At 65.1% G+C, this 13,155-nt stretch carries 12 protein-coding genes; 9 read left to right on the top strand and 3 right to left on the bottom strand.

Annotated elements, in window-relative coordinates; all coding sequences use genetic code 11:
* Positions 1-72: 72 nt before the first annotated feature.
* From SJY11_RS22105 to SJY11_RS22075, 7 genes are all read left to right on the top strand, one after another.
* On the top strand, positions 73-1,095 hold the full coding sequence (locus SJY11_RS22105; protein WP_376988885.1) for a serine/threonine-protein kinase: 1,023 nt from the start codon (positions 73-75) through the stop codon (positions 1,093-1,095).
* A gap of 112 nt (positions 1,096-1,207) precedes the next feature.
* Positions 1,208-2,713, top strand: a complete 1,506-nt coding sequence (locus tag SJY11_RS22100) for a type VI secretion system Vgr family protein (RefSeq protein WP_376988884.1) — start codon at positions 1,208-1,210, stop codon at positions 2,711-2,713.
* 130 nt (positions 2,714-2,843) lie between these two features.
* The gene (locus SJY11_RS22095; protein WP_376988883.1) at positions 2,844-3,209 is read left to right on the top strand and encodes a hypothetical protein; all 366 of its coding nucleotides are present in this window, start codon (positions 2,844-2,846) and stop codon (positions 3,207-3,209) included.
* Between the two features lie 221 nt (positions 3,210-3,430).
* A complete protein-coding gene (locus SJY11_RS22090; RefSeq protein ID WP_376988882.1) occupies positions 3,431-3,949 on the top strand; it encodes an Hcp family type VI secretion system effector in 519 nt (172 codons plus the stop codon).
* A 152-nt stretch (positions 3,950-4,101) separates the two neighbouring features.
* The gene (gene tssH / locus SJY11_RS22085) at positions 4,102-6,852 is read left to right on the top strand and encodes a type VI secretion system ATPase TssH (RefSeq protein ID WP_376988881.1); all 2,751 of its coding nucleotides are present in this window, start codon (positions 4,102-4,104) and stop codon (positions 6,850-6,852) included.
* Between the two features lie 14 nt (positions 6,853-6,866).
* A complete protein-coding gene (locus tag SJY11_RS22080) occupies positions 6,867-8,486 on the top strand; it encodes a sigma 54-interacting transcriptional regulator (protein ID WP_376988878.1) in 1,620 nt (539 codons plus the stop codon).
* Between the two features lie 44 nt (positions 8,487-8,530).
* Positions 8,531-9,952, top strand: a complete 1,422-nt coding sequence (locus SJY11_RS22075) for a serine/threonine-protein kinase (RefSeq protein WP_376988877.1) — start codon at positions 8,531-8,533, stop codon at positions 9,950-9,952.
* Between the two features lie 3 nt (positions 9,953-9,955).
* Here SJY11_RS22075 and SJY11_RS22070 read toward each other — a convergent pair whose 3' ends face one another.
* Together SJY11_RS22070 and SJY11_RS22065 are read right to left on the bottom strand one after the other, a co-directional pair.
* Positions 9,956-10,768: a MinD/ParA family ATP-binding protein gene (locus SJY11_RS22070; protein ID WP_376988876.1), complete on the bottom strand. Its 813-nt coding sequence runs from the start codon at positions 10,766-10,768 to the stop codon at positions 9,956-9,958.
* Between the two features lie 24 nt (positions 10,769-10,792).
* Positions 10,793-11,206 (bottom strand): hypothetical protein, encoded by a 414-nt coding sequence (locus SJY11_RS22065; RefSeq protein ID WP_376988875.1) that lies wholly within the window; start codon positions 11,204-11,206, stop codon positions 10,793-10,795.
* A 143-nt stretch (positions 11,207-11,349) separates the two neighbouring features.
* On the opposite strand from SJY11_RS22065, the gene SJY11_RS22060 reads away from it, so the two are divergent.
* Together SJY11_RS22060 and SJY11_RS22055 are read left to right on the top strand one after the other, a co-directional pair.
* The gene (locus tag SJY11_RS22060) at positions 11,350-11,799 is read left to right on the top strand and encodes an ATP-binding protein (RefSeq protein ID WP_376988874.1); all 450 of its coding nucleotides are present in this window, start codon (positions 11,350-11,352) and stop codon (positions 11,797-11,799) included.
* A 66-nt stretch (positions 11,800-11,865) separates the two neighbouring features.
* Positions 11,866-12,201: an STAS domain-containing protein gene (locus SJY11_RS22055; RefSeq protein WP_346358898.1), complete on the top strand. Its 336-nt coding sequence runs from the start codon at positions 11,866-11,868 to the stop codon at positions 12,199-12,201.
* 48 nt (positions 12,202-12,249) lie between these two features.
* On the opposite strand, the gene SJY11_RS22050 is transcribed toward SJY11_RS22055, so the two are convergent.
* Positions 12,250-13,137 carry an alpha/beta fold hydrolase gene (locus tag SJY11_RS22050; RefSeq protein WP_376988873.1) on the bottom strand — a complete coding sequence of 296 codons (888 nt, stop codon included), beginning with the start codon at positions 13,135-13,137 and terminating at the stop codon, positions 12,250-12,252.
* Between the last annotated feature and the right edge of the window lie 18 nt (positions 13,138-13,155).

Here is a 13,155-nt window from a genome sequence, read left to right as displayed (position 1 = left end):
GCATGGCCAACGCGGCGAAGACGGCGATCCATCGGTCAAGCTCGTGACAACAAGGTCTGTGAAACACAGTCGATGAAACGCAGTCGCGGCAGAGTGCATCCCAAACCTCGAGAGCGGGCACTGCCCATCCCGCTCGGCACGAAGGTGCGCGAGCGCTTCAAGATCATCGACGTTATCGGCCGCGGTGGCATGAGCACGGTCTATCGCGCCATCGACCTCGTTCGCGTACGCGCCCGGGCCGTCGACACCGACGTCGCGCTCAAGGTCATCGATGTCGACGAAGGCTATCGGCAGGACGCGATTGCGCTGCTCCACCGCGAAGGGCGGCGTCTGCTCGAACTTCAGCACCCCAACATCGTCCGCGTCTATGATTCCGACGAGGACGGCTCGTTGCATTTTCTGGTGATGGAGTTGCTGCATGGCAAGACGCTCGCCCGGGCCCTGGCAGAGCGGGAAGGACAGCCGCTGGACCCTGCGGTAGCCCTGCGGATCATCGCCGGCGTCGGCGCTGGACTCAGCGCCGCCCATGCCGCTGGCATGATCCATGGCGACATCAAGCCGGGCAACATCTTCATCACCCGCGACGGCGGCGTGAAACTGATTGATTTTGGAACGGCACAGGCGACGGCGCGGCGAGACCAGCCGCTCGATGACGACGACACGTCGCTGTACATCGACCGGTTGCGGGCGGTCACACCGGCCTATGCCTCCCTCGAAATGCTGGGCGGCGATAGCCCCGATGCACGTGACGACGTCTTCTCCTTCGCCGTGATCGCTTACCTCATTCTCGCCGGCAGCCATCCCTTCGAAGGCAAGACCGCTGCGCAAGCTTGGCAGGAGGGGATGGCGCCATCGCGGCCGGCGACGCTCTCGGCGCCGCGCTGGGTCGTGCTCCGCGAAGCTCTCACCTTGGCGCGCGCTGAGCGCACGGCCCAGGTCGCCGCGTTCGCCGAACGCCTGCGCTCTCCTGGCTGGCGGGACTACTGGCGGGCCTGTCTTCACCGCTTCCCGTTGGCCTCAACAGCGGAGCAAGAACCGTCGGAGCCCGTTGCCAAGACACCCACCGGGGCATCGCCGGGTGAGCCGCCTTCGTGAACGTCTTAAACCTGTAAACAGCGCACCCTAGCGTTTCGCAACCTTGCTCGCTTCTTGGCTTTCAGCTTCGTCGGACAAGGATTGATCGGCCAGGTTTGCGAGGCGCACTGCCATGTCGGACATCTCCCTAGGCCGTGATCTGACGATCGAGTTGACGCTCGCAAACGGCGCCATTTCGACCGGGCTTCAGGTCGAGCGGCTTCAGGGAAGGGAGGCGATCTCGGAGCCCTATCGGCACCGGATCAGCTTTCGCGCGGACGCCGAGATCGCGTCCACGGACGTGGTCGGTGAAGGCGCGCGTGTGATCCTTCGGAATGAGGCCGGCACACTCGTCGTCAATGGCGTCGTCGTCGAGTTCGTCGCGGAGGATCCGTTGGGCGATCAGGGGCATGTCTATGCGGTCTCGATCGCCCCCCGGCTGAAGCTGCTCGACCTCAACCGGCAGAACCAGGTCTATGGTTCCAACAGCAAAGTCTCGGTGCGCGACCTCATCGAAGGCGAACTGAACGGGACGCTGGCTGCAAACCGCGGGCACATGACCATCGCACACGAACTCCATCTCAGTGCCTCCTACCGGCAGCGCGAGTTCATCGTCCAATACAATGAGACCGATCTCGCCTTTCTGTCGCGCTGGTGCGAGTCCAACGGCATCTTCTATTTCTTCAAGCAGGGCGACAGTGCTGAAACCGTCGTCTTCGGTGACTCCAACGTCGCCTTCGTCGCAGCCGCCCTGCCGCAGTTGCCTTATCGAAACGGCCACAGCCTGCTGGTCAGCCGGCACGCGGCGGTGACCTCCTTCGGCTTTACGGCGAGGCCCGTTTCCAAGTCGGTCGTGCTGCGCGAGTACAATCCCGAGAAGCCGGCATTGCTGCTGCGTTCGACCGCCGCGGTGGAGCCCGGAAAATCCGGAACGGTCGTCGAGTACGGCCAGTACTTCATCGAGCCCGACGAAGGCGACCATCTGGCCAAGGTGCGGGCCGAAGAGATCGGCTGCCGGGCCAAGATCTTCCGGGGGATCAGCAACGCACCGCAATTGCGGCCTGGCGTCTTCTTCGACCTGCAGGACCATCCGACGCTCGACGAGCGCTATCTCGTCATCGCGGTCGAGCATGAGGTGTCGACGCCCGCGCCCACCGGGTTCGGCGAAGCCGTGGACAACGGTGGCAAGCCCTACAGCAACCGCTTCGAGGCGATCCCGCTCTCGGTCGCCTTTCGGCCCGAGCGCAAGACGCCGCGCCCCATGGCCGCTGGGTTGTTCAACGCCTTCGTCGACGGTGAGACGGACGGCACGCGCGCCGAGGTCGACGGGCACGGCCGCTACAAGGTGCGACTGCGTTATGACGAGGGCGATAGCGCCGACGGCAAGGCCAGCGAATTCGTCCGCAAGGCCGAGCCCTATGCCGGGCCCGCCGATACCGGCATGCATTTTCCCCTGCTGAAGGGCACCGAGGTGGTGCTGAGTTGCGTCAATGGCGATATCGATCGGCCGATCATCGTCGGTGCCGTTCCCAATCCGCTGACGCCCAATGTCGTCGGCAACCGCAATCAGACGATCAACCGCTTCCGTTCGCCGTCGGGCACGATGTTCGAAATGAACGACGGACCTTCGGGCAGTTGAGCGTGGCAAGAGTTGATGCGCAAAACCGCGTCCGACTGACCCACAGCCATCCCACTGGCAGGTGGGGGCGCTGCTGCCGGCCGTTTCGGCCCCGCCGCGCGGCGAGGACCAGCGCGTCGGAGGTCTCTCCATGACTGCGATTTGGCAAGCACCGACCCAGGAGCCGGACCTCCTGAGTGAGGCGGTGATCGAAGCCGTGCGCAGCCATGTCTTCCAGAGGGAACCGGTCGGCATGACGCTCGCGGTCGTCCCCGGAACCGCCTGGCGCGAGGCGCGTCTGGCCGATGGCAGGGTCGTGAGGCTCTCTCTCTCGACGGGGGCGGGCGAAGAGACGCGCTTTGGCGTCCGCGCCAGCGCGGCGATCCGCGTCTCCGGCGAGGTCACGGTCGACGATCACGGCTATCGCCTGAACGCCGATATCGTCGTTGACCGGGCGACACGCGCCATTCTCGCTTGCGACTGTCGTCTCGACAGTGTCGGCCGCATCGGCAACTGACGGGACCGCTGCCGGCGCTGTCCGGGCCGCAGGGGCACAGGGTGAGAAGGCGCGTGCGCAACGCACCGAAACCGCGCGGAAATCTGCGCAGTCACCCCGACGACACAATGCAAATTCGGTTTTTTTGTCAGATACTTGACGTCGTGAACGCTGTGGCATGTCGCTTGCGGTCCGCTGAGTCGCCGGCAGGGGCCGGACCGTGATTCTCAAGGAGCAGGACAATGGCACTCGACGCCTACATGACCATCAAGGGTGAGAAGCAGGGCGACATCTCCAACGAAGCCAGCACGATCAAGAGCGCCGGCGCCGGCGCGAAATACGACAAGCACGGCAACGAGATCACCGTGCTCGCTTTCACCAGCGGCGTGATCATGCCGCGCGACCCCAAATCCGGCACGACCACCGGCGCGCGCATTCATCAGCCGGTCACCTTCACCAAGGTGTTCGACCGGTCGTCGCCGCTGCTCTGGCAGGCGCTCGCCAAGGGCGAGAAGCTGACCGAGATCGTCTGCAAGTTCTATCGCCCCGACACGGCGGGCCTCGGCGAGCCGGAAGAGTTCTTCGAATACAAGTGGGAGAACGCCAAGCTCTGCGACGGCAAGTCCTACCTGCCGCTGACCGTCGCGCAGGCCAACGACCATCTGCGCCCGATGGAAGACTGGTCCTTCACCTATGAGAAGGTGACCTGGAAGCACTCCAAAGCCTCGACCGAGGGCGAGGATTCCTGGCAGAATGCCTGATCACGACGAAACGAGCCGCCGCGCCATACCGGCGCGGCGGTTTTTTCATGCGCTGCTGAGAAACGGAAAAGCCCTGTCATCGCGGGGTCACCTGAGCCTTGTGAGGTGACGGTTGAGAACCGCGTAGCCCGGCCCTCGAAGAGGCGTTCGCCATGATCCAGGTCGATCTCAAACAATTGCTCGGACGCCTCAATCCCTACGTCAAACGGGCGCTGGAGACAGCCGCCGGCCTGAGTGTCGGCCGCTCCCACTATGAGGTGGCCGTCGAACATCTTCTCCTGGTGATGGCGGATGACGAGGCCCGCGATCTCGGCCTCATTCTGCGTCATCACGGGCTGGACGCGTCCGCTCTCAAGCGCGGGCTGCAGCGCGCGACGGAAATGCTCAAGACCGGCAACACCGGTCGTCCTGTCTTCGCGCCGGGTCTGATCGAACTCCTGACGGATGCCTGGCTGATCGGTTCGATCGAACTGGGGCAGTCGCAACTGCGATCCGGCGCGATCGTGGCCGCTTTGCTGGCGAATCCCAGCCGCTACGCCATGGCCGACTGGTTCGAGGCGCTGCGCGCCGTCCCTCTCGGCGAACTCAAGAGCCGTTTCCGAGACATCATAGCGGCCTCGTCCGAAGAGCCGGTCGGCGCGATCCCGGGCGCGACGGGGACGGCATCTCCTGCCGGAAGCGGGACCTTTGCTGCTGATGGGGCACTGGCGCGCTTCACCATCAACTTCACCGAGCAAGCGCGCGCCGGCAAGATCGATCCCGTCTTCGGGCGCGACCGCGAGATCCGCCAGATGATCGACATCCTCGGCCGGCGCCGCAAGAACAACCCGATCTGCGTCGGCGATCCCGGCGTCGGCAAGACCGCGGTCGTCGAGGGACTCGCACTGAAGATCGCCGAGGGCGACGTGCCGGACTTCCTGAAGAACGTGGAGTTAGTCAGCCTCGACCTTGGCATGTTGCAGGCTGGTGCCGGCGTCAAAGGCGAGTTCGAAAACCGCCTCAAGGGCATCATCGACGAGGTCAAAGCCTCGCCGAAGCCGATCGTTCTCTTCATCGACGAGGCGCATATGCTGGTCGGTGCCGGAGCATCCGCCGGCGGCGGCGATGCGGCGAATTTGCTCAAGCCCGCGCTGGCGCGGGGTGAGCTCAAGACCGTCGCCGCGACCACCTGGTCGGAATACAAGAAGTACTTCGAAAAGGATCCCGCCCTGGCCCGCCGCTTCCAGCTCGTCAAGCTCGACGAGCCCTCGCCGGCGGAGGCGATCACCATCGTGCGCGGCCTGCGCGCCGCCTATGAAAAGAGCCACGGCGTCTACGTCCGCGACGATGCGGTCGCGGCGGCGGCACAGCTCTCGGCGCGCTATATTTCCGGCCGGCAGCTCCCCGACAAGGCGGTCGATGTCCTCGACACCGCCTGTGCCCGCGTCAAGCTCTCCCTTTCGACTAAGCCCGCGGTCATCGACGATCAGGAACGTCGGGTCGCCACGCTGCGGCGCGAGCTCGGAGCGCTCGAGCGCGACCGAACCACACTGGGCCGCGACAATCCTCGGATCGCCGAGATCGAGGCGGAAATTCTCCGGATCGAGGAGGAAACCGTTGAATCCACTGCGCAATGGCAGCGTGAGAAGGCCTTGGTCGATCGCATTGTGGCACTGCGCAGCGAACTCGGCATCGGCCCGGAAGGCATGGCCAAGGCCGACGCGGCGATGATGCCTCCGCTCAATGACGATCACGCCGACGATGAGGCCGAGGATGCCGCTGAAGCGGTCGATCGCCCGAAAAGCGCGGCCGAGCAGGATCTACAGCAGGCGGTAGCCGAACTGGAGCGGACGCGCGGCAAGACGGCGATGATCCACTATGAGGTCACCGCCGACGCCGTCGGCCAGGTGGTCTCGGACTGGACCGGCATCCCGGTCGGCAGCATGGTCAAGGACGAGGCGGCGGCCATTCTGGGCATGGCCGAGAAGCTGCGTCTGCGTATCAAGGGCCAGGACCATGCGGTGGCCGCGCTGGACGAAGGCATGCGGGCCGCCAAGGCGGGGGTCAACAATCCCGGCCAGCCGATGGGCGTGTTCCTGTTCGTCGGCACCTCGGGCGTCGGCAAGACCGAGCTCGCGACGCAGCTCGCCGATCTGCTGTTCGGCGGCGAACGGTTCCTGATCACCATCAACATGTCCGAGTTCCAGGAAAAGCACACCGTCTCCAAGCTCGTCGGCGCGCCTGCCGGCTATGTCGGTTATGGCGAGGGGGGGCTGCTGACCGAGGCGGTGCGCCAGCGACCCTATTCGGTCGTGCTGCTCGACGAATGCGAGAAGGCCGATCCGGAAGTCCTGAACCTGTTCTACCAGGTCTTCGACAAGGGCACGCTCGCCGATGGCGAGGGCCGGGTGATCGACTTCAAGAATACGGTCATTATCCTGACCTCGAATTTGGCCACCGAGATCATCACGGCGCTGGGCACGCAGGAAGAGAAGCCCGACACCGGGGCGTTGACCGAGGCGATCCGGCCAACCCTGTCGCGCCATTTCAAGCCGGCGCTGCTGGCGCGCATGCAGATCGTGCCGTTCTACCCGCTGATGCCCGATGTGCTCGGCGAGATCGTCCGGCTCAAGCTCGACAAGGTCGGCAAGCGCCTGCGCGAGAGCCAGAAGATGGCGTTCCGTTACAGCGACGCCGTGGTCGAGGCGATCACTGCCCGCTGCACCGATGTCGATACCGGCGCGCGCAACATCGACCATATCGTCAACCGCACATTGTTGCCTGAGATCGCCACCGAGATCATCGGGCGGATGGGTGATGCGCATGCCCCCGACAGCCTGACGGTCGATCTCGATGCCAGCGGCTCCTTCGTTTACCGCTTTGGCGGAGGCATGACCGAGCCCATGGCCGAAGCCGCCGAATAGGAACGCGTCCGACCATGCAGGACCCGCTCTCGGTCGCCGAGGAACTGATCGAGCTGACGACGACCTTGGCGACGGAGCGCCGCCTCGAGGCGCTCCTCGGCGCCGTCGTAAGCTCGGCGCGGCGGCTGACACGGGCCGAGGGCGGGCGGGTTCTGGTGCTCGACCGCACGGGGCGCCATCTTCACGGTTTGGTGGGTCAGAACGATGCTGCGCCGGAGGCCGCGTCCTTGGCGCATGAGATCCCGGTCTATGCTGAGGGCAACGCATTCAACCTGCGTGATGCCAATGTCTTCAGCGCGGTGACCGGCAAGACCGTCAACCTTGCTGACGTCTACGACTACACCAATTTCGACTTCGCGGCGCTCTACGAGCAGGATGCGCGTTTCGGCTACCGTACGCGCTCTTTCGTCGTCGCGCCTTTGTGGAATGTCGAGGGCGTCACGCTCGGAGTATTACAACTGATCAATGTCAGGCTGACGCCCGACAGTCAGATCGGCGCGCTGCCCAAGGCGTTCGAGCGCGTCATCGCCTCCTTTGCGGCGCATGCGGCGGTCGCCATGACGAATGCCCGGCTGTTTGAGGAAAACCGCCACCTCATCCGTCAGCTTGACCGGCGTAATGCAGATCTGACCCAGGAAAACACACGTCTCAAGGTGCTGACCGCCAATACCGACGATCAGATCATCGGCGAAAGCCCGAGCTTCCAGGCTGCGCTCGATCTGGCGCGGCGGGCGGCCTCATCGCCGGTGGCGGTGCTCCTTCTGGGCGAGACCGGCACGGGCAAGGAGGTCTTCGCCCAGGCCGTGCACCGACTCGGCAAGCGCCATGAGCGCCCCTTCATCGCGCAGAACTGTGCCGCTCTGCCCGAGACGCTGCTGGAGAGCGAGCTGTTCGGGCACCGCAAAGGCGCCTTTTCCGGGGCCGTGTCGGACAAGAAGGGGCTGGTCCATGAGGCCCATGGCGGCACGCTGTTTCTCGACGAAATCGGTGACATGCCGCTGAGCCTCCAGGCCAAGATCCTGCGGCTGCTCGAAGAGGGTTCGGTGCGGCGGCTTGGTGACACGCGGCTGGAGCGCGTTGATGTCCGGATTGTTGCGGCCACCAATGCGGATCTGCCGCTGAAAATCGCTCAGGGCCTCTTCCGCGAGGATCTCTATTACCGGCTCAGCGTCTTCCCGGTGACGATACCCCCGTTGCGCGAGCGGCCCTCGGATATTCCGGTTCTGCTCGATTTCTTCCTGAACCGCATTGCTCTGAGCCATGGGCGGCCGCCCTTCGCCTTGACGCCGCATGCGCTCGACGCTCTGTGCCGCTGGCGCTATCCCGGCAATGTCCGCGAACTGAAGAACATCGCCGAACGCGCCGCGCTGCTGGTCGATGGCGACGAGCGGATCGATCTCAGACATCTGCCGGCCCATCTCGCCCGGATGTCGGCCGAGATTGTCATCCCACCGGCCGCGTCGGTGAATGACGCCAGCCTGCGCTCGGCCGTGCGCCAATATGAGGCCATCATCATCGAGAACCGCTTGCGCGAGGCCGGCTGGAATCAAAGCCGGGCCGCGCGCGTGCTGCAGATCTCACGCCGCAGCCTGGTCGAGAAGCTGCAACGCTATGCGATTCGGCCTCCTTTCTGAGATGAGCGGGCGCAGGAACGGTATGCGGGCAGTCCGAGGTCCACATGGATAGCGCAGCCGAGATCGACCGCTGCCTCGAATCCTTCTTCGCAGGCCGGCTGCCCTTCGACAGGCTCGTGATCGCGCTGAAGAGCCTGCGCGCAGCGGGGGATCAGCACGGGGCGATTCCTGAGCGGCTGCAATACTGGGTGGATCTCGGCCGTCTGCCGGTCGATCTCCAGGCCCTCATTTGCACCGAGCTCGGCCTGTCGTCCCGGCAGGCGACACAGGATGTGCTCGACGAGCCGACCGTGCCGCTGGCGGGCCGCCCCGCGCCCGCGCCGCAAGCGCCGGCGGTGGCCTTGCCGACGGGCCAGGCTATGCCGATCGGCCAAGCGATGCCGACGGGCCAAGCCATGCCCACGGGCCAAGCGATGCGCGACCGGGTCGACGAGGTCATAGTCGATGCGCTGATCGGCAATTTCACCGGGTTGCGCGGGCGCGGGCGCGGCGACAAGAGCCCGCGCGACGATGCAGCACTCGACGCCAACCTCGCCGATTTTCGCAGCCTGCGCTTCCGCCGCGACGCCAGCAATGCCGAGGCTGGCCGAGCCCGACGCTTCGAACTCGATCCCCGTCAGGAGACGCGGGCGATCGGCATCGGCACGATGCTGAAGGACCGCTTCATCCTCGACAGCGAAATTGGACGCGGGGGGATGGGAACGGTCTATAGCGCGGTCGATCGCCGCCGCCTCGAGGCGATGCACCGTCAGCCCTATGTCGCGATCAAGCTCCTGTCCGGAGATTTTCGGCGTCATCCGGACGCCCTCCGCACGATCGAGGCCGAAGCCCGCAAGGCTCAGGATCTGGCTCATCCCAATATCGTCACGGTCCACGATTTCGAGCGCGATGGACAGCACCCCTTCATTGTCATGGAATTGCTGGATGGCGTGCCGCTGGACGTGCTGCTCGCCAAGACACCCGGGAAGCCCCCGCCGCCGACGATGACGGATGCGATCATTCGCGGTCTGTGTGCCGGGCTCGCCCATGCCCATCAGTGCAGCGTCGTTCATGCCGACATCAAACCGGCGAATATTTTCGTCAGCCTGCAGCACACGGTCAAGCTGCTGGATTTCGGCATCGCCAGCGCGACCCGCGCCGGCGGCTTCGATCCGACCACGCTGGGCGGCCTGACCTTGCCCTATGCCAGTCCCGGCATGATCGAGGGCGCGGCCCGCGAGCCCTGCGACGATGTCTACGGACTGGCCTGCGTCGTTTACCTGATCCTCTCGGGGCATCACCCGTTCTCGGGCGCCTCGGCCGTCGCCGCCCGCGACCAGCGGTTGACCGCGCAGCGTCCGGCGGGGCTGTCCGACCAGGCCTGGACCGTCCTTGCTGGAGCGCTCGCCTTCGACCCGGCGCTTCGCCCAGTCGATGCCGGAGCATTCCAGCGCGCATTCTACGGCACGCCGCCTCTCGCTGGCTAACGCTCAGCCGCCGCTTGGACGAGCGCCCTCCTCGGCAGCAGGTGTATCGACCAGCGCGGCAATCGCCGCGATCCCTTCGGCATAGGCCGTCTGCGGCGCAATGAGCGAGTACAGTCCGCCGCTGCCGAGCCGAACCATCTCCTCCGTCAGCGGCAGCACGGCCGCGACGGGAACGCGGTAGGTGCTGGCGATCCGGTCCGACAACTGACGGAAGTCCAGCGAAGGCAGGACCTTGTTGACGATCAACAGCAGTTGCGGCACGCCGAGCCGCCGCGCCAGATCGAGCGTAACGGCTGTGCCCTGATAATCCTGATGGTCAGGGCGCAGAATCAGCAGCAGCGTGTCCGAAATCGCGATCGAGAGCAGGGTCTCTTCATTCACGCCGGGATGGGTGTCGATCAGCAGATAATCCAGCGCGAGACGGCTGGCGATTTCCTGGAAGCCATCATTGAGCAGGTTGACGTCATAGCCTTCCTTGATCACGCGGGCGATCTCGCCGGGCCGGATGCTGGATGGCACCAGCATGACGCAGCCACCCTTGCTGCCGGGATGTACGCCGGCGAGGTCGACGAGGCAGTCGGTGACGTCATGGGCCGCCTCTTCGATCCGGCAGCGTCCCCACAGGAAGTCGTTCAGCGTGTACCGCAACTGGTCGGGGTCGACATTGAAGAGAACGTGGATGCCCGGCGACTGGATGTCGGTGTCGATGATCGCGACGCGCCGGCCGCGATGGGCCAGTTGAGCGGCGATATTGGCCGTGGTGTTGGATTTGCCGGTGCCGCCGCGGTAGGAATGCGTCGATACGATCACGGTCATGCGGTCGGGCCCCGGCGTTCGATGTCAGCTGCCGTGGCGCTGGCGCATCTGGCGCGCCCGCTCCTGCAGCGTCCGGAAGTAGTCGGTCTCGACGATCTCGGAGACCTCGCGCTCCTTGCGTGTCTGGTCGATCTCGATCGACAGGCGCTGGACTTCGCCGCGCAGCGTCAGGTTCTCGGTGGTGACACTGCGATGGGCCTCTTCGAGCCGACGATTGGCTTCCTTGAGTTCAGCCAGCATCTCGCTCAGGCGATATTCGCGCGCCTCGATTTGCACCGCCATGCTGCCGAAGGCTTCCGCCAGTTCCTGGATCACAGGCGGAGCATCGGCTGCGACGGTCATCGCGAACAGGCTGTCGATATGGTCGTAGTCGCCACGCGCAAGTTCGCCGCAAAGCTCGCCCAACCGCTTCGCGAAGTCGCCGGAATGCTCGATCACGCCCATCTCCCTAGGCTGGCACCTTAGAGGATCAATCGTGACAGAACGAGGAAGGTCACATCGGTCCGCCGTCGTAATCGATCCGTCGCAATCGAACCCTAGTCATCGTTATCCGATGACGGCTTTACGCTTGGGGCGCCGGAATGCTGGCTCGTGGAATTCATGTCGTTCTTCGTAGCGACACGCACGAAATCCGTAAGCTGGCGGATGCGATCGAATATCTCGCCGATTCCCTGCAGTTGCCGCCGCCGATGGTGTTCAAGCTCAATCTCGCGCTCGACGAACTCATCACCAACACCATTGCCTATGGCTATGCCGAGCGGAAGGACGGTGAAATCGACATCGAGATGCGCCGTCACGACGATCGGGTCGTCGTCCGCCTGATCGACCAGGCCGTGGCTTTCGATCCCTTCGAAGTGGCTGTCGCCGACACGACCTCCCCGCTGGAGGACAGACCAGTCGGCGGTCTCGGGATCCATTTCGTCCGAACCCTGATCGACGAGGTCAGCTACAGCCGGGACGATGATCGCAACGTCATCACGCTCACGCTGCTCTTTCCCACCCCGACGGCCAGCGCTGCCGCCGATGCCTGACGTCACTCTTACCGAAACGGGAGCGCCGGCTGCCGGTGCTGCCATGATGATGGAGATCATCCGCTCATGATCGAGTCGGATTGGATTGAGGACGTTCTTGTCCTGGCCCTGAAGGGTCGGCTCGACAGCGTCAATGCGGCGGCGGTCGAAGCCTCGATCACGGATCAGATCAAGCAGGGCGCAAACCGGCTCGTGCTGGACTTTTCCGATGTGGCCTATGTCTCCAGCGCCGGCCTGCGCGTCGTCCTTGTCGTCGCCAAGCGGCTCAAGGAGATTGGCGGTCGTCTGGTCCTGATCGGCCTGACGCCCAGCGTGAATGAGGTCTTCGCGATCAGCGGTTTCCTTCAGATCCTGACCGTCTGCGACGATCGCCAGACCGCATTGACCAAACTCAGTGGCTGAACCACTTGCCGGCGGCAGGGGCTCGCCGCGGCGCGCGTCCTCGACACATCAAGCCTCCGGATCAGACAGCCGCTTTCTGTCAGCTGTGGGCTGATCCTCGCCATCTGGGAAGCAGAGCCTGAGCCAGGACTCGATCGCCGCGAGAGCGGCCGGTTCGTCGAGGAAGGGGATATGGCCGCGATCGGCCAACTCGACCCGGATCATGTCGGGCCGACGCGCCTGCATCGCGTCGGCCGTGGCAGTGCTCAGCACGTCCGAATTGGCCCCGTGGATCAGCGCCAGGGGGATGCTCTTGCAGGCTTCGAAGAGGGGCCAGGCATCGCCGAGCGGCTTGGCCATGGCGGCATCAAAGGATTGTCGCAGCGCCGGATCGTAAGGCAGGTCGATGCCTTGGGGCGTCTCGACATAATGGCGCAGCGTTTCCTCGACCCAGCGCAGTTCCGGCACCTCGCCGAAGCCCGGCATGACAAGCGGCATGCGGTCGGCGATCTCCTCGAGGCTGTCGACGGCTGGTTTCTCGCCGATATAGCGCCCGATCCGAGCCAGCCCCTCGCGCTCCAGCACGGGGCCGACATCGTTCAGGCACAGCCCCGCCACCCGGTCGGGCGCGGTCGCGGCCATCACCATGCCGAGAAGTCCGCCCCGGGAGGAGCCGATGATCGCGGCGCGCGGGATGCCGAGATGGTCCAGCAGTGTCAGCGCGTCCTGCGCTTCCTGCGCGACGCTGTAGGTCTCCGAGCCGGTCCAGTCGGAACCGCCCCGGCCGCGCGAATCGAGGCGGATCAGGCGGATACCACTCAGCCGCCGCGCCAGATAGTCGAAGTCACGGCCGTCGCGCGTCAGACCGGCCAGAGCCAGCACCGGCGGGCCGGAGCCCTCGTCACGGTAGACGAGCCAGGCGCCGTCCTTGGCCTGAAAGCGTCGCGTCGCCGTCATCGCCCGGGTCGTCCCGCC

The sequence above is a fragment of the Allobosea sp. R86505 genome (assembly GCF_042466375.1).
GTDB lineage: Bacteria > Pseudomonadota > Alphaproteobacteria > Rhizobiales > Beijerinckiaceae > Allobosea.
The sequence above is the reverse complement of the archived record's forward strand: the minus strand, read 5'-3'. Positions and strand labels throughout refer to the sequence as shown.

What these genes read in the sequence shown, in the direction of transcription:
- SJY11_RS22105 (WP_376988885.1), top strand. Translation starts at nt 73, where the DNA reads ATGAAACGCAGTCGCGGCAGAGTGCATCCCAAACCTCGAGAGCGGGCA.
- SJY11_RS22100 (WP_376988884.1), top strand. Translation starts at nt 1,208, where the DNA reads ATGTCGGACATCTCCCTAGGCCGTGATCTGACGATCGAGTTGACGCTC.
- SJY11_RS22095 (WP_376988883.1), top strand. Translation starts at nt 2,844, where the DNA reads ATGACTGCGATTTGGCAAGCACCGACCCAGGAGCCGGACCTCCTGAGT.
- SJY11_RS22090 (WP_376988882.1), top strand. Translation starts at nt 3,431, where the DNA reads ATGGCACTCGACGCCTACATGACCATCAAGGGTGAGAAGCAGGGCGAC.
- tssH (WP_376988881.1), top strand. Translation starts at nt 4,102, where the DNA reads ATGATCCAGGTCGATCTCAAACAATTGCTCGGACGCCTCAATCCCTAC.
- SJY11_RS22080 (WP_376988878.1), top strand. Translation starts at nt 6,867, where the DNA reads ATGCAGGACCCGCTCTCGGTCGCCGAGGAACTGATCGAGCTGACGACG.
- SJY11_RS22075 (WP_376988877.1), top strand. Translation starts at nt 8,531, where the DNA reads ATGGATAGCGCAGCCGAGATCGACCGCTGCCTCGAATCCTTCTTCGCA.
- SJY11_RS22070 (WP_376988876.1), bottom strand. Translation starts at nt 10,768, where the DNA reads ATGACCGTGATCGTATCGACGCATTCCTACCGCGGCGGCACCGGCAAA.
- SJY11_RS22060 (WP_376988874.1), top strand. Translation starts at nt 11,350, where the DNA reads ATGCTGGCTCGTGGAATTCATGTCGTTCTTCGTAGCGACACGCACGAA.
- SJY11_RS22055 (WP_346358898.1), top strand. Translation starts at nt 11,866, where the DNA reads ATGATCGAGTCGGATTGGATTGAGGACGTTCTTGTCCTGGCCCTGAAG.
- SJY11_RS22050 (WP_376988873.1), bottom strand. Translation starts at nt 13,137, where the DNA reads ATGACGGCGACGCGACGCTTTCAGGCCAAGGACGGCGCCTGGCTCGTC.